The sequence below is a fragment of the Marinovum sp. genome, from assembly GCF_048263515.1.
Taxonomy (GTDB): Bacteria; Pseudomonadota; Alphaproteobacteria; order Rhodobacterales; family Rhodobacteraceae; genus Marinovum.
The window spans coordinates 163,320-179,285 of record NZ_JBLXEC010000006.1; the positions used below are offsets into that span (position 1 = coordinate 163,320).

12 protein-coding genes are annotated in these 15,966 nt (G+C 65.0%); all 12 read left to right on the top strand.

The window, feature by feature from the left end; translation table 11 throughout:
• The first annotated feature begins 8 nt into the window (after positions 1 to 8).
• The 12 genes from ACN0SE_RS08315 (at position 9) to ACN0SE_RS08370 (ending at position 15,948) form a co-directional block, all read left to right on the top strand.
• Positions 9 to 1,250: an RNA polymerase sigma-54 factor gene (locus tag ACN0SE_RS08315; protein ID WP_417524050.1), complete on the top strand. Its 1,242-nt coding sequence runs from the start codon at positions 9 to 11 to the stop codon at positions 1,248 to 1,250.
• A gap of 489 nt (positions 1,251 to 1,739) precedes the next feature.
• Positions 1,740 to 3,404 (top strand): aromatic/alkene/methane monooxygenase hydroxylase/oxygenase subunit alpha, encoded by a 1,665-nt coding sequence (locus tag ACN0SE_RS08320; RefSeq protein WP_417524051.1) that lies wholly within the window; start codon positions 1,740 to 1,742, stop codon positions 3,402 to 3,404.
• Positions 3,405 to 3,481: 77 nt separating this feature from the next.
• A complete protein-coding gene (locus ACN0SE_RS08325; RefSeq protein ID WP_417524052.1) occupies positions 3,482 to 4,540 on the top strand; it encodes an NADH:ubiquinone reductase (Na(+)-transporting) subunit F in 1,059 nt (352 codons plus the stop codon).
• A 47-nt stretch (positions 4,541 to 4,587) separates the two neighbouring features.
• Positions 4,588 to 5,649, top strand: coding sequence for an aromatic/alkene monooxygenase hydroxylase subunit beta (locus ACN0SE_RS08330; protein ID WP_417524053.1), 1,062 nt, complete (start codon positions 4,588 to 4,590; stop codon positions 5,647 to 5,649).
• Positions 5,650 to 5,672: 23 nt separating this feature from the next.
• Positions 5,673 to 6,047, top strand: coding sequence for an MmoB/DmpM family protein (locus ACN0SE_RS08335; protein ID WP_417524054.1), 375 nt, complete (start codon positions 5,673 to 5,675; stop codon positions 6,045 to 6,047).
• Between the two features lie 111 nt (positions 6,048 to 6,158).
• Positions 6,159 to 7,184, top strand: coding sequence for an amidohydrolase family protein (locus tag ACN0SE_RS08340; protein WP_417524055.1), 1,026 nt, complete (start codon positions 6,159 to 6,161; stop codon positions 7,182 to 7,184).
• A gap of 4 nt (positions 7,185 to 7,188) precedes the next feature.
• A complete protein-coding gene (locus ACN0SE_RS08345) occupies positions 7,189 to 7,992 on the top strand; it encodes an iron-sulfur cluster assembly protein (RefSeq protein WP_417524056.1) in 804 nt (267 codons plus the stop codon).
• A 65-nt stretch (positions 7,993 to 8,057) separates the two neighbouring features.
• Positions 8,058 to 9,689: a molecular chaperone GroEL gene (locus ACN0SE_RS08350; RefSeq protein WP_417524057.1), complete on the top strand. Its 1,632-nt coding sequence runs from the start codon at positions 8,058 to 8,060 to the stop codon at positions 9,687 to 9,689.
• A 70-nt stretch (positions 9,690 to 9,759) separates the two neighbouring features.
• Positions 9,760 to 10,803 carry an NAD(P)-dependent alcohol dehydrogenase gene (locus ACN0SE_RS08355; protein ID WP_417524058.1) on the top strand — a complete coding sequence of 348 codons (1,044 nt, stop codon included), beginning with the start codon at positions 9,760 to 9,762 and terminating at the stop codon, positions 10,801 to 10,803.
• 174 nt (positions 10,804 to 10,977) lie between these two features.
• Positions 10,978 to 13,194, top strand: coding sequence for a catalase/peroxidase HPI (gene katG / locus ACN0SE_RS08360; protein WP_417524059.1), 2,217 nt, complete (start codon positions 10,978 to 10,980; stop codon positions 13,192 to 13,194).
• A 192-nt stretch (positions 13,195 to 13,386) separates the two neighbouring features.
• The gene (locus ACN0SE_RS08365; RefSeq protein ID WP_417524060.1) at positions 13,387 to 13,878 is read left to right on the top strand and encodes a hypothetical protein; all 492 of its coding nucleotides are present in this window, start codon (positions 13,387 to 13,389) and stop codon (positions 13,876 to 13,878) included.
• 102 nt (positions 13,879 to 13,980) lie between these two features.
• Positions 13,981 to 15,948, top strand: coding sequence for a sigma-54-dependent Fis family transcriptional regulator (locus ACN0SE_RS08370; protein WP_417524061.1), 1,968 nt, complete (start codon positions 13,981 to 13,983; stop codon positions 15,946 to 15,948).
• The last annotated feature ends 18 nt before the right edge of the window (positions 15,949 to 15,966 follow it).

Below are 15,966 nucleotides of genomic sequence, written 5' to 3' on the forward strand. Positions count from 1 at the left end.
GTCGCGCAATGAGGCCCGGTCTGCATCTGCGCGCGCGCCAGAGCCAGGTGTTCCGGCTGGGGCAGGTGGTGAGCCTGCTGCAGATGTCGGCCGCCGAGCTGGATGCCCATCTGGCCGAGGCCGCCGGGGACAACCCGATGCTGCTGTTGCGGCCGCGCCGCCACTCGGGGGTGAGCGCGACGGATGTGCTGGAAATGACGGCGGTTGCCGAGGCCGGCAGCCTTTATGAGCATGTGTTTGCGGCGCTCGCGGGTCTGATCGCCGAGGGCGGGCTGATGGCGCGGGTGATCACCGCGCTGATCGAGGAGTTGGAGCCGTCGGGCTGGCTGGGGCGGTCGCCGGTGGAAATCGCCGGGGCGCTCGGGCTGCGGCCAGAACTGATCGAAGCGGCGCTGCGGCTGGTGCAGAAACGGGTGGAGCCCGCGGGGCTCTTTGCCCGCGATCTGCAGGAGTGCCTGCGCCTGCAACTCGAAGATCGCGGGCAGATGGGCGCTGAGATGGCGCTGGTACTGACGCATCTGCCGGTGCTGGAGCGTGGCGGCGCGCCGGCCCTGGTGGCGGCGACCGGGCTGGCACCGGATGTGGTGCAAACCTGCCTGTCGGAGATCCGGCGGCTCGACCCCAAGCCGGGCAGCCGCTTTGCCGGCGACCCGACGCTGATGCGCGAGCCTGATGTGCGGCTGACGCCTGCGGGCGAGGGCTGGGAGATCGAGTTCCTCTCGGCGCTGCAGGGCGGCCTCGACGTAGAGCGCCTGCCGCGCGGCAGCGGGCCAGAGAGCCGAGAGGCGCTGGCCAAAGCGCGGGCACTGATACAGGCGCTGGACATTCGCCGCTCGGCCCTGCGCCAGGTGGTGGGCGAGATCGTCGCGCGGCAAGCCGACTTCTTTCACGAAGGGCCCGCCGCGCTGGTGCCGATGACCATGTCCGAGATCGCCGGCACCACCGGCTTTCACCTCAGCACCGTCAGCCGGGTGCTGAGCGGGCTGCTGATCGAAGGGCCGAACGGCATCACCGCGGCCCGCAGTCTCTTCGGCGGCACCGCCTCGGCCCGGGCCAGCCAGTCCAAGCCGCAGGTGCAGGCGCGCATCCGCGCTTTGCTGGCGGAGGAAGACCCGCGCAAGCCGGTCTCTGACCGGCATCTGACGGCGCTCTTGCAGGCCGAGGGCATCGCGATCTCGCGCCGTGTGGTCTCGAACTACCGGCAGGAGATCGGCATCCTGCCCGCCGCGCGGCGGCGCATGCGGGCCTGAAAAAGGGCCACGCCCACACCATGAGATCACAGGCAAAACGGCGTCCGGCACCCCCGGGCGCCGATGTCGTTGTAACGCTCCGCCAGCTACGCCCCGCACAGGTGTAACGCGGTGTAATGTCGCAGCTGAGACAGGTGTAACGTTCTGCGACACTCGCGCGTCCCGCACGGCGTTACACATTTGCCGCCAGCGTGCGCTGCAAGAATTTCCATCAAAATTAAACAAGTCTTGCCAATGGCTTGCAGGAAATTCTCCGAGAAATCCAAGCCCTGTCCGAATTCTGGAACCGGCCTTGCCACAAGTAAGGCACAAGACGCGGCGCCCGGACGATCAGGACGGCGCAAAGAACGAAGGACAGGGAGCGCGGCCAGAGGCCGACCCTCGCAACCTTTGCCGAGAACGGCGCCCGGAGGAGGGCGCGCAATTGAAACGGCAAAAGCCGCCACCAGGCCGGGCCACCGGCCGCAGAGCTTTAAGGAGGCTCATGGCATGACTTTGACGCTTAATAAAATCACGTCGCAACGTGGTATCTCGGTAGGGGAGGCAACCAAGAAAATCTCCGATCTTGGCTGGAACCCGACCTACGTTCAGGAAGCCAGCACCTTCCCCACCGACTACAAGATCACCAAGGCCCCGCGCGATCCGATGAAGCAGGTGTTGCGCTCCTACTTCCCGATGGAAGAGGAAAAGGACAACCGGGTCTACGGCGCGCTGGATGCCGCCCTGCGCGGCGACATGTTCCGCAACGTGGAACCGCGCTGGATCGAATGGATGAAGCTCTTCCTGGCGATCATCCCGTTCCCCGAGATCTCGGCCGCGCGGTCGATGGCCATGGTGGCGCGCCTGTCGCCGGGCGAGGACCTGCGCACCGGCTTTACCATGCAGATGGTCGATGAATTCCGCCACTCCACGATTCAGATGAACCTGAAGAAGTGGTACATGGAAAACTACATCGATCCGGCCGGCTTCGACATCACCGAAGAGGCGTTCGGCAAGTGCTACGCCACCACCATCGGCCGACAGTTCGGCGAGGGGTTCATCACCGGCGACACCATGACCGCCGCCTGCATGTACCTGACCGTGGTCGCGGAAACCGCCTTCACCAACACGCTCTTCGTGGCCATGCCCTCGGAAGCGGCGCGCAACGGCGACTATGCGCTGCCCACGGTGTTCCTCTCGGTGCAGTCGGACGAGAGCCGCCACATCGGCAACGGTCACTCGCTGCTGATGGCGGCGCTGAAGGAGCCCGAGAACCACCTGCTGCTGGAACGCGACCTGCGCTATGCCTTCTGGCAGAACCACGCCATCGTCGATGCCGCGATCGGTACGTTCATCGAATACGGCACCACCAACCGCGACAAGGAAAAGGAATCCTACGCCGAGATGTGGCACCGGTGGATCTTCGAGGATTACTACCGGACCTACATGCTGCCGCTCGAGAAATACGGCGTGAAGATCCACCACGACGACGTTCAGGAGGCCTGGAAGCGGATCACCGAGAAGAACTACGTCCACAAGGTCGCGCAGTTCTTTGCCGTCGGCTGGCCGGTCAACTTCTGGCGCATCGAGGCGCAGACCGACAAGGACTTCGAGTGGTTCGAGCACAAGTACCCGGGCTGGTACGCCGAGTTCGGCGAGTTCTGGAAATGGTACGCCAAGCTGTCGAAGCCCGGCGAGACCGTCGTGACCTTCAACCAGGACACCGGTTATGTCTACCCGCACCGCTGCTGGTCGTGCCTCGTGCCCTGCCTGATCCGCGAGGACATGGTGGTCGACGAGATCGACGGCGAGCTGCACACCTTTGCGCATGAGCTGGATCGCTGGACCGCGGTCGAAGCCTTTGCCGACGAATATCAGGGCCGGCCGACGCCGGCGATGGGCAAGTTCTCGGGCAAGCGCGAATGGGAAAGCGTCTATGACGGCTGGGACCTGGCGGATGCGATCAAGGACCTCAACTTCGTCCGCGACGACGGCGAGACCCTGACCGCCCAGCCGCACCTGCGCTTCGACGACAAGGACATGTGGAAGCTCGAGCATGTGCGGGGCCACACCCTGCGCTCGCCGCTGAACATGCTGCGCGGCATGAACGAGACCGACCGGGCGGCGCATATCGCCGAATACCAGGCCGGCTTCACCATCAATCCCTGCAACTGACGCAAATCGCGGGGGCCCTTGCCTTGGGCCCCCGCACCCCGGGGCGCGTCGCGCGCGGGGAAGAAAGGGAGGACCCCATGACGGAAACCTACAACGTCAGATTGGAACCGGTCGGCGTGGAATTCGAGGTCGAGGAGGACGAGACCATCCTCGACGCCGCGTTCCGCCAGGGCATCGCCCTGCCGCACGGCTGCAAGGAAGGCCAGTGTTCGGCCTGCAAATGTGTCCAGCTCGACGGTGAATCCGAGATGCTGAGCTATTCCACCTTTGCCTTGAACGAGATGGAAAAGGACAGCGGTCACGTGCTGATGTGCCGCACCGTGGCCTACAGCGACATCGAGATCGAACTGCTCAACTACGACGAGGAAGTCCTGTCCAAGTCGATCCCGGTCAAGCCGTTTTCCGGAAAGATCGTGGATTTCAAGAAACTGACCCATGACATTCGCGGTGTCCGGATCGAACTGGATGCGCCGTTGAAATTCTGGGCGGGTCAATATGTCGACATCACAGTCAAAACGGAAGAAGGGGAGGAGATTACACGCTCGTTCTCCATGGCAAATCCGCCGAGCGAAACCCAAAACCTCGGCTTCATCATCAAGAAATACCCCGACGGACGGTTCTCCAACGAGCTCGACGACGGCGGCATCAAGGCCGGAGCCGAAGTGCGGGTCGAAGGCCCCTACGGCATGTGCTTCCGACGCGAAGACCGATCCGGACCGGTGATCCTGGTCGGTGCCGGCTCTGGCATGTCGCCGGTCTGGTCGATCCTGAATGACCAGGTGGCCAGCGGCGAGGACCGGCAGGTCTATTTCTTCTACGGCGCGCGCAGTCAGGCCGATCTCTTCATGCTCGACGAGATCGCGGCGCTGACCAAGGCGCATCCCAACGTCGAGTTCATCCCGGTGCTGAGCCACGAGGACGAGGGCAATGGCTGGCAGGGCGCGCGCGGCTTCGTGCACGAATACGTCGACACGCGCCTGCGCGAGCTCGGCATCGATGGCGAGGGCGATGTCTATGCCTGCGGCCCGCCGCCGATGATCGACGCGCTGACCCCGGTGCTCTTCATGCACGACTTCGACACCGATCGCATCTTCTACGACAAGTTCACCCCCACTTCCGGTTCTTCGGGCCACTGAGACGGCCCGAACGCTAGTGACGTGAACAAAACCCAAGGGAGGCTACCATGGTAGCAACATCAAGCTCAGTCGGATCCGGCGCTGCCGGCGCGGCGCAATTCGCCGGCTCGAAAAGCCGCAAGTACAACTACTTCGAGCCGCGCGGCAAACGCGCCACCCACTACGAGGACGTCACCGTCGACGTGCAACCCGATCCCGAGCGCTACCTGATCCAGAACTGGATCATCGAGTTCGAGGGCGGCAAGGGCGGCGGCGCCTATACCAAGGACAGCACCGCGGCGCTGTCGTCGAACTGGCACGCATTCCGCGCGCCCGACCAGGAATGGGAACGCACCCACTACCAGCGCCAGTCCAAGATCGAGACCATGGTGCAGGCGGTGGTGGCCAACGCCCGCAAGGCCGGCGCGCACAAGGTCTTTGACAAGGCCTGGCAGACCATCCTGCAAAAGCACCTCGGCGCGTGGAAACATGCGGAATTCGGCCTTGGCACCTCGCTCATGCAGGCGCAGCGCTATGGCTACACCCAGATGATCAACAACGCCACGTTGACCAATTCGTCCTACAAGATGCGCCTGACCCAGGACATCACGCTCTATCTCGCCGAGATCGGCATGGACATCGACGGCTGGGACGACGAGCTGGGCAAGAAGTGCTGGATGGAAGACCCGATCTGGCAGCCCTGCCGCGAGGCGATCGAGACGATCATGGGCTCCGAGGATTACCTCGAGCAGTATTTCGCCATCAACATCGTCTTCGAGCCGATGGTGGGCGAGCTGATCCGCTCGGGCTTCTTCATGCAGGCGGCGGCGGCCAACAACGACTTCATCACCCCGCCGGTGATCTCTGCCGCCGAGGCCGACTACGAGCGCAACCTCGCCAATACGGTCGACCTGATCTACCTGCTGGCCCACGACGAAGAGCATGGCGCCCACAACCGCGCGCTCTTCAAGTCCTGGCTGGCAAAACATGGCGATCTGGCCGCCAAGGCGGCTGCCGCGCTGCAGCCGATCTGGTCTCAGCCGCATTCCAAACCGGTGTCCTTCGAGGATGTGAAGGCGGTCTCGAAAGAGCGCGTCGATCACATCATCGCCGAGCTGGGCCTCGAATAAGCTTCTGAAAAGGAAACGAAACCATGTCTAGCACTGCGCGCAATGCGTCAAACCAGAACATCTTCAAGTCGATGAAGGACATCGACCTGACCTCGCGCGAGGTCTCGCATCAATGCGGGGTCACGATGAACGACAGCGTCGAGGCCCGGGCCATCGCCGAGTTCATGGAGGAGAACGACCCCAAGGTGACGGTCACCTACAACCCGGCGACCATCCGCATCGACGGCGAGGGCAAGCTGATCTTCAAGATGAGCGAGATCACCGAATACCTCGGCCGCGAGATGACCGCCGAAACCTTCGAGGTGAACACCTCCACCCACTACGGGCGGATGGTGCGGGTCGACGACGACACCGTGATCCTCTTCGGCGACATGAACGAGGTCATGGAATTCATCTGATCGGTTTCGCAACCGGCCCATGACCGGTCCGGGGCCATGCTCCCCCAGGGGCCCCGGACACCAGACAGACCCACACGCAAGATCAACAGACCACACGCAAGGGAGGACACCATGTACACCACCAAAGACGGCAAGGAGATCTTCGTTCTCGACGGGCACACCCATTTCTGGGACGGCAGCCCCGAGAACCAGGCCAATGTCCACGGAAAGCAGTTCATCGACTGCTTCTATGCCTATCACACCAACCTCAGCCCGCCGGAAGAGCTGTGGGAGAAGGCCCGCTTCGAGAAGTATTCCGAAGACGACATCTACCGCGACCTGTTCGTCGATGGCCCCAACGACATGGCGATCATCCAGACCACGGTGCTGAGCGACTTCTACAAGAAGGGCTTCGGCTGCCTTGAGCGGTCGAACGAGATGGCCAAGCGCCACCCCGAGCGCTTCATCGTCAACGGCTCCTTCGATCCGCGCGATGGCGAGAAGGCGCTGGAATACATCCACTACATGAAGGAGACCTACGACATCTCCGGCGTGAAGATGTACACCGCCGAGTGGAACGGCGACAGCAAGGGCTGGGCGCTCAACGATCCTGCGGCCTACAAGTGCTTCGAGCTCTGCGACAAGCTGGGCATCAAGAACATCCACGTCCACAAGGGCCCGACGATCATCCCGCTGTCGAAGGATGCCTTCAGCGTCGATGACGTCGACTATGCCGCCACCGATTTCCAGAACCTCAACTGGATCGTCGAGCATTGCGGTCTGCCGCGGCTGGACGACTTCTGCTGGATCGCCACGCAGGAAACCAACGTCTATGCCGGGCTGGCCGTCGCCATGCCCTTCATCCACTCGCGCCCGCGCTACTTCGGCGAGGTCATGGCCGAGCTGCTCTGGTGGGTGGGCGAGGACAAGATCCTCTTCGGCTCGGACTATGCGATCTGGACGCCGAAGTGGCTGGTCGATCAGTTCATGGACTACCAGATCCCCGACGACATCTCGGCCGAGCGCGGCGGCGTGCAGCTGACCGACGAGATCAAGGAGAAGATCCTCGGTCTGAACGCGGCCAGGCTCTACGGCATCGATGTCGCCGCCAAGAAGGCCGAACTGGCCGGCGCCCCCGTGCAGATCGCGGCGGAGTAGGGGCATGCTGGTTGCCAATCTGCAAAAGGAGCTGGAGCTCGAGGTCTGGGAATGTCTTGACGGCGTGACCGACCCCGAGCTCGACGAGCCGATCACCGACATGGGCTTTGTCGAAGAGGTCGAGGTGATTGATGCCAGGAAGGTGCGGGTGGCGTTTCGCCTGCCGACCTACTGGTGTTCGCCGAACTTCGCCTTTCTCATGGCCTTCGGCATCCGGCGCGAGGTGACGAGCCTGCCCTGGGTGATCGAGGCCGAGGTGGTGCTGAACGACCATTGCTTCGGTGACAGGGTCAACGAAGGCGTCAACAGCGGCCGCGCATTCAACGAGATCTTCGCGGAATACTGCGATGGTGCGCGGCTCGACGAGGTGGTCGAGACCTTCCTCGCCAAGGCCTTCGACCGGCGGCAGGAAACCGTGCTGCTGGGGCTTCAGGCCCTGGGGCACGAGCCGGCCGGGATCGTCGCCATGACGCTGGGCGCGCTGCGCCGGGTGGAATTCAGCGGCGAAGAGGAGCTGCGGCAATTGCCGCGCTACCTCGACCTGCTGATGGCGCAGGGGCTGGCCACCGAGGACCGCGACCTGGCCTTTCCCACCTGGGACGGTGACGAGATCGCGCCGCATGAGTTGCGCGCGCATCTGACAAAGCTGCGCAGCACCCGGATCAACATGGAGTTCAACGGTGCGCTCTGCCGGGGGCTGGCGAAGACACGGTACAAGGAAGTCGAGATCGGGCCTGACGGGCCGCAGCTGATCGACTTCATCGCCGGGCGGGTGCGGCCCCGCGAGGAGGGCGTGGCGGCCAGCTGAGCGGCCGGCATCACACGAAATGCAAGGGAGGACGCCCCGCACCCGCGGCGGCGCAGGAGGAAGATATGGCTAAACTCATGGTACACGGCAAGACCGCCCGCAATTGCCTGGCCCGCGGTGTCGCGCGGCTGGCGGCGGCGGTGGAACCCACCCTCGGGCCCAAGGGGCTCAACGCGATGGTCGACCGGCCGGTCGGCACGCCGCTGGTCACCCGCGACGGTGTCAGCATCGCCTGCGAGATCGAGCTGAACGACCGCTTCGAGAACATGGGCGCCCAGGTGGTGCGCGAAGTCTCGATGCAGACCAACGACGTCGCCGGTGACGGCACCACCACCGCCATCGTGCTGGCCAATGCGCTGATCCAGCGCGGCGTCGACCTGACCGACAATGGCGTCAAGCCGGTCGATCTGTGCAAGGGCATCGATCTTGCCGTCAGCCGCGTGGTGGCGGCTATCGACGCCTCGTCGAGGGACTGCGACGACCACCCCGAGTATCTGGAAGCCGTCGCCCGGGTGTCGTCAACCGATCCCAAGCTCGGTGAGCTGGTGGCCGAGGCATTCCGCCGGGTCGGCCGCGACGGGGTGATCTCGGCCGATTTCGGCGTCACCATCGAGACCACGATGGAAGTGGTCGAAGGCATGTCCTTCGAGCGCGGCTACATCTCGCACCACATGGTCACCGACCGCGAGAACATGGAAGCGGTGCTGCGCAACCCGCTGATCCTGATGACCGACCAGAAGATCCTCAAGCCCGAGGTGCTGGACCCGGCGATTGCCATCGCCGAGGGTGAAGGCCGGCCGCTCCTGATCATCGCCGAGGAGATCGCGCCCGAGGTGGTGGTGCGGCTGCTCGACAATGGCGGGGCCGGCAAGTTCCTCATCGTGCATCCGCCGGAATACGGCCATTGGCGCACCGCGATGATGGACGATCTGGCCATTCTGACCGGCGGTCAGGTGTTGGCGCGCGATCTGGGCAAGAAGATCGAGAATGTCACCCGCGAACAGCTGGGCGGCTGCGAGACCGTGCGCTCGCATGCCTCCGGCACCTCGATCCTGCGCGGCGAGGGCGACCCCGACGCCATCACCGCCCGCCGCAACCAGGTGCAGCGCCAGCATGACAATGCCCCGCCCAACATCGACAAGGACAAGCTGCGCGAACGGCTGTCGAAACTGACCGGCGGCAGCGCGATCATCTATGCCGGCGGCTTCACGCCCGTGGAGCAGAAGCGGACGATCCAGCTGATCGAGGACGCGCTCTGCGCGGTGCAGGCGGCGGCCGAGGACGGCGTTGTCGCCGGTGGCGGCACGGCGCTGGCACAGATCAGCGATTGCCTCGATACGCTCGACGCGCTGGGCGACGTGGCCAAGGGCATCCAGCTGGTGCGCTCGATCCTGACCGAGCCGCTGCGCCGCATCGCCCGCAACGCCGGCGCCGACGTGGCCGCTGTGGCGCAGGCGGTGGCCGAGGGCCCGGCGGGACACGGCTTCAACGCCGCGACCGGCGTCTATGGCGACATGTACGAGGCCGGGATCATCGATCCGGCGCGGGTGCCGGCCTCGGCGCTGGTCAATGCCGCCTCGGTCGCGACGCTGATCCTGACCACCGAGACGCTGGTTGGCGATCTGGCAGAAGGCGAGGCCGATCCCACCGAAGGCCCGGCCCGCGGTGGCGGCGCCGAGCTGCTCGGCCGCGCCTGACACTGTTGCCCCCCCAAAGGAGGCCGGCCCGCGACAGGGCCGGCCCCGTCCAGAGCAAAGGAACAAGACCATGAAGGCAGCAAGACTTTACGAATACGATCCCGCGATGAACGTGGAGCTTTCGATCGAGGATGTGCGTCCTCCGACGATCGCGGCTCCCGACGAGGTGATCGTCAAGGTCGGTGCGGCGGGCCTGTGCCGCACCGATCTGCACATTATCGAAGGTGTCTGGAAGGACATCATGGACACCGAAGGCAACCTCCTGCCCTATGTCATGGGCCACGAGAATGCCGGCTGGGTCGAGGATGTCGGCAGCAATGTCACCTCGGTCAAACCCGGTGATGCGGTGATCTGTCACCCGTTCAACGCCTGCGGCATCTGCCTGAGCTGCCGCTACGGCCATGACATGTACTGCGATCACGGCAAGTTCCCGGGGCTGGGCCTCGATGGTGGCTTTGCCGAGTACTTCAAGACCAACGAACGCTCGATCATCAAGCTCAACACCGGCATCACCCCGCTGGAAGTCGCTCCGATGGCCGATGCCGGGATCACCGCCTATCGCGCCGCCAAGAAGGCCGCGAAACTGCTCAACCCCGGCGGTTACGTTCTGCTGCTGGGCATCGGGGGGCTGGGCCATATCGCGCTTCAGGTATTGAAACACACCTGCGGCGCGCGGGTCATCGCGGTCGACCGCGAGCCCGCCGCGCAGGCGCTGGCGCGCGATCTCGGAGCGGATATCGTGCTCGACGGCGGGCCGAACCTGATCGACGAGGTCAAGGACCTCACCGGCGGCGGCGCGCATGTGGCGATCGACTTTGTCGGCGAGCACGGCACCGAGAACATCTGCTGGAAGCTGCTGCGCCAGGGCGGCGAGCTGATCATGGTGGGCTATGGCGGCGAGGTGCGGGTTCCGACGCTGGAACTGGTGGCCAACGAGATCAGGATCGGCGGCTCGCTGGTGGGCGATTTCGTCGAGCTGGTCGAGCTGATGGAGATGAACGCCGACGGCAAGGTCAAGATGCACCAGACCGAATACAAGCTGGCCGACATCAACCAGGCGATCACCGACTTCAAGGATCGCAAGTTCACCGGGCGGGGCGTGATCGTGCCCTGATCACCCGCCCGGCTCCCCGGAGCGCCGCTGCCGGCGCTCCGCCCCGCGACGCGTGTTCCTTCCGGCGCCGTCGCGGGGCCCCCTTTATCGGGGCGGAGCCTTCGACTGACAGACATCCCGGGGGCCGACAGGCGCCGCCGGGTCACGCATCCAACAAGACCAAGGGACTGAACCATGGACGGAAACGACATGCGGCAGGCGGGCGGATGCCCGGTCATGCACGGCACGACAAACAAGGCAGGGCGCAGCAATCGCGACTGGTGGCCCAACCAGCTCAACCTTTCGGTGCTGCATCAGCACGCGCCGGCCTCGAACCCGATGCCGGTGGGCTTCGACTATGCCGAGGCCTTCAAGGCGCTTGACCTCGATGCGGTCAAGGCCGATCTGACCGCGCTGATGACCGACAGCAAGGACTGGTGGCCGGCGGATTACGGCCACTACGGCCCGTTCTTCATCCGCATGGCCTGGCACAGCGCCGGCACCTATCGCACGGCCGATGGCCGCGGCGGCGCCTCGACCGGCAACCAGCGCTTTGCGCCGCTGAATTCCTGGCCCGACAACGGCAACCTCGACAAGGCGCGGCGCCTGCTCTGGCCGATCAAGGAGAAATACGGCAATGCGCTGTCCTGGGCCGATCTGATGATCCTGGCCGGCAATGTCGCGATCGAGAGCATGGGCGGCCGGACCTTCGGCTTCGGCGGCGGCCGCGAAGACATCTGGGCACCCGAGGAAGACGTCTACTGGGGCGCCGAGGCCGAGTGGCTAGCCACCTCCGACACGCCCGACAGCCGCTATTCCGGCGAGCGAGAACTCGAGAACCCGCTGGCGGCGGTGCAGATGGGGCTGATCTACGTCAATCCCGAAGGGCCCGACGGCGTGCCCGATCCGCTGGCCTCGGCACGCGACATCCGCGAAACCTTTGCCAGGATGGCGATGAACGACGAGGAAACCGTGGCGCTGGTCGCCGGCGGCCATACCTTCGGCAAGGCGCATGGCGCCGGCGATCCGGCGCTGGTCGGTGCCGAGCCCGAGGGCTGCCCGGTGCAGGACATGGGTCTGGGCTGGAAGAACAGCCACAAGTCGGGCAGGGGCGTCGACACCACCACCTCTGGCATCGAAGGCCCCTGGACCGCCAATCCGACGCAATGGGACATGGGCTATTTCGACCTGCTGCTGGGCTATGAATGGGAGCTGACCCGCAGCCCCGCCGGCGCGCAGATCTGGCACGCCAAGGGGCTGACCGAAGGCGATCACGCGCCGCAGGTCGACGGCTCGGACGCCAAGGTGCCGGTGATGATGACCACCGCCGACATGGCGATGCGCATGGACCCGGCTTACGGCGCGATCTCGCGGCGCTTCCACGCCAACCCCGATGACTTCGCCGAAGCCTTTGCCCGCGCCTGGTTCAAGCTGACCCACCGCGACATGGGGCCGAAGGCCTGCTACCTCGGCAAGGAGGTGCCGGCGGAAGAGCTGATCTGGCAGGACCCGGTGCCGCCGGTCGATCACCCGCTGATCGACGACAAGGATCAGGCGGCGCTCAAGGCCGAGATCCTGGGCTCCGGCCTGTCGGTGGCCGATTGCGTCTGGGTGGCCTGGGCCTCGGCCTCGACCTATCGCGGATCGGACCGGCGCGGCGGCGCCAATGGCGCGCGCATTCGGCTGGCTCCGCAAAAGGACTGGGAGGCCAATGATCCCAAGCGCCTGGCGCGCGTGCTGGATGTGCTGACCGGCATTGCCGCCGATTTCAACGGCGGTGCCTCTGGCGGCAGGAAGGTCTCGCTCGCCGATGTGATCGTCTTGGCCGGCAACGCCGGGGTCGAAGCGGCGGCGCGCGCCGCCGGCCACGAGGTGCAGGTGCCCTTCACCCCGGGCCGCACCGATGCCACCGAGGCCCAGACCGACGCCGCCTCGTTCGAGCCGATGGAGCCCATCGCCGACGGCTTCCGCAACTACGAAAAGGCGGCCTATACCGTGCCCGCCGAGGCGCTGCTGGTCGACAAGGCGCAGCTTCTGGGCCTGAGCGCGCCGCAGATGACGGCGCTGGTGGGCGGGCTGCGCGCCATCGGGGCGACCCACGACCAGAGCAGCACCGGCGTCCTGACCGACCGGCCCGGCACGCTGAGCCCGGACTTCTTTGTCAACATCCTCGACATGGAGACCGAATGGCTGCCGATCGACGGGTCCGAGCGAGTGTTCGACGGCTGCTGCCGCAGCAGCGGCGCCAGGAAGTGGAGCGCTTCGCGGGTCGATCTGGTCTTCGGGTCGAACTCGCAACTGCGCGCGCTGGCCGAGGTCTACGCCAGCCGCGGTAACGAGGGTCTGTTTGTCAGTGATTTCGTCTCGGCCTGGACCCGGGTGATGAACGCCGATCGCTTCGATCTGGCCTGAGCCCGACGCCAGACCATGACCCCGCCGGGGGCTTTCACAGGCCCCCGGCACCCGGCCGCGAGACGATGTCGTTTCGCGGCTTTCCGAGGTTCGGCACCGCGCAAATGCCCCGAAATTACCGGGGTGTTACGACCTTAAAACTTTGGCAACGCGTGGGCCGGTCTGCTAACAATTGTAACGGGAGGACTGACTGTGGTTGATATTTTCTCGAAACGCGAAGGACCGCGTCTCGAAGACGTCAAGGCGCGTCGTTTGCTGAACCAGAATGCCGGCACGATCCGCAAGCTCGCGGATCAGATCAGCAATGGCGGATTCACCAAGATGCAGGCCGATCAGGCCCGCCGCCGCGAAGGCCCGAAACCCGAAGGGCTGATGATCCACGATCTCAAGGCGCGGGTTTCCAGTGATGTGCCAGAGCCTTACGTCAAGGTGAGCCTGAACAACCGCGTCGTGCTGGTCGATCGCTCGACCGGGCGGCAGATGCAGATGCTGGGCGAGATCCGCGGCAGCTTTCTGTCGAAACGTTTTGTGCTCGCCACCAGCGACAACGGCTTCTTTTCGCCGCTGGACGCCGAGATGCAGGCGGTGCTTGCGCATCTTGACGGCCGTGAGATCACCGGCGAATTCACCGACCGCGATCTGGCCCAGTGCCTCGAAGACATGCTTGTTCCGCAGGACGGCTGATGCCGCGCCTGCACTTGTTTCCGGTAACCGATTGAAGGACCTGTAACCTGGCCTGGCAGAGGGGCCGAGATGAAAAAGACGAAAAGCAAGAGGGCTGATGGATTGGCGGATAACTCCAGCTATTCGGAATATGACACGCGCGAAGCATGGGAGCGCTTCGTGTCCACCGGCAAGGAGGCCGATGCGTCCTCCCCCAAGGTGCGCGGGGAGATCCTGGATTCCTGGCGACGCAGCAGGGATTCTGGTGTCGATGCCGCCAGCCTGGCCTCGCGAAAGGTCTATGACGAGCATCAGATCCACCTCAGGCGCGAGCGTAATGCCGCCCTGCGCAAGGCCGCCTCGGCGGCCTTCAAACGTCTGGAGCCCCATCTGAAAGAGGCCCGCACGATCCTGATCCTGGCCGATGACCAGGGGGTGATCATCGATGCCATCGGCGACGCCCATGTGCTGGACGAAGGCCAGGAGATCCACCTCGAGCTGGGCGGCGACTGGAGCGAAAAGACCATTGGCACCAATGGCATCGGCACCGCGCTCAAGACCGGCAAGCCGGCCTATGTGCATGCTTCCGAGCATTTCGCCGAAGGCGTTCAGGCCTGGACCTGCGCCGGCGCGCCGATCTTCGATCCCTTCACCCAGACGATCATCGGGGTGGTCGATCTGTCGGGCCCGCCGCAGATTTTCCGCCAGCACAACGTGGCGCTGGTGCTGGCCGCCGCGCGCGAGATCGAGATCGCGCTTGCCGAGCAGAAACAGGTCGAGCGGACACAATTGCTCGAAGCCTTCCTGATGTCGGACTACAGCCGCGCGCACGAAAGCGTGGTGCTGGTCGATCAGACCGGGCGGGTGCTGTTTCGCCGCGGTTTCGAGGCCGACATGCTGCGCCGCGCCAAGGAGCTTTCGGTGGGGCACAAGCTCTTGCCCAAGCTCGAAGGCCTGTCTGATCAGGACATCCCCAAGCTGCTGCCGCTGAATGTCGAGGCCGAGGGCATCGAGCGGCTCAAGCTCGAAGGCGTGTTCCGCGGCGCGGCGCTGTTTCTCAAGGACAAGAGCCGCCTGCCGCGGGCGGCGGGCGAGACCTGCAAGATCAAGCCGCGCGCCAATGTGGCCGAGGACCAGATCCAGATCGTCGGCTCCTCGCCCAAGATGGTCGATGCCATGGGGCTGGCCGAGCGGGCGGCGCTAGCCAATGTCTCGGTGCTGATCCACGGCGAGACCGGCGTCGGCAAGGAGCTGTTTGCCCGGCTGATCCACAGCCGCTTGCCGGATGACAAGGCGCCCTATGTGCCGGTGAACTGCGCCGCGATTTCCAGCGACCTGATCGGCGCCGAGCTCTTCGGCTATGCCGAAGGCGCCTTTACCGGCGCGGCGCAGGGCGGGCGCACCGGCAAGTTCGAGCTGGCCAGCGGCGGGGTGCTTTGCCTCGACGAGATCGGCGACATGCCGATCGAGCTGCAGCCTTACCTCTTGCGGGCGCTGGAGCAGCGGGCGATCTACCGCATCGGCGACAGCCAGCGTCGCCCGGTCGACGTGCGGCTGGTGGCGATGACCAACCGCGACCTGCGGCAGGAGATCGAAAAGGGCAATTTCCGCCGCGACCTGTTCTATCGCCTCGGCGTGATGACCATCGAGGTGCCGCCGCTGCGCGAACGCGGCGACGACGTGGTGGCGCTGGTCGAGCATTTCTCCGAGCATTATGCGCAGGAAAGCGGCCTCGGGCCGATGACCTTTACCGACAAGGTGCTGGAACTGCTGCTGCGCTATCAATGGCCCGGCAACGTCCGCGAGCTGCGCAATGCGGTGCAGCGGCTCTACCTGATCAAGCGCGACACCTTGGTGACCGAGCGGGACCTGGCGCCTGAAATCCTCGACGATTTCGAAAGCGGCGACGAGGACTCACTGGAACATATCCTCGGCGGCCATTCCGGCGATCTGGAAAGCATCGAGGCCAGCGCCATCCGCCGCACCATCATCGCCGAGAGCGGCAACCTGACCAAGGTGGCGCAGGTGCTGGGGATTTCGCGCCCGACGCTCTATCGCAAGATGAAGCGCTACCGGATCCGCAAGGCCTGAGCGCAGCCCCGAAACGAA

Coding starts and splice junctions, on each gene's coding strand:
- ACN0SE_RS08320 (WP_417524051.1), top strand. CDS start 1,740: ATGACTTTGACGCTTAATAAAATCACGTCGCAACGTGGTATCTCGGTA.
- katG (WP_417524059.1), top strand. CDS start 10,978: ATGGACGGAAACGACATGCGGCAGGCGGGCGGATGCCCGGTCATGCAC.
- ACN0SE_RS08315 (WP_417524050.1), top strand. CDS start 9: ATGAGGCCCGGTCTGCATCTGCGCGCGCGCCAGAGCCAGGTGTTCCGG.
- ACN0SE_RS08350 (WP_417524057.1), top strand. CDS start 8,058: ATGGCTAAACTCATGGTACACGGCAAGACCGCCCGCAATTGCCTGGCC.
- ACN0SE_RS08355 (WP_417524058.1), top strand. CDS start 9,760: ATGAAGGCAGCAAGACTTTACGAATACGATCCCGCGATGAACGTGGAG.
- ACN0SE_RS08330 (WP_417524053.1), top strand. CDS start 4,588: ATGGTAGCAACATCAAGCTCAGTCGGATCCGGCGCTGCCGGCGCGGCG.
- ACN0SE_RS08340 (WP_417524055.1), top strand. CDS start 6,159: ATGTACACCACCAAAGACGGCAAGGAGATCTTCGTTCTCGACGGGCAC.
- ACN0SE_RS08335 (WP_417524054.1), top strand. CDS start 5,673: ATGTCTAGCACTGCGCGCAATGCGTCAAACCAGAACATCTTCAAGTCG.
- ACN0SE_RS08345 (WP_417524056.1), top strand. CDS start 7,189: ATGCTGGTTGCCAATCTGCAAAAGGAGCTGGAGCTCGAGGTCTGGGAA.
- ACN0SE_RS08325 (WP_417524052.1), top strand. CDS start 3,482: ATGACGGAAACCTACAACGTCAGATTGGAACCGGTCGGCGTGGAATTC.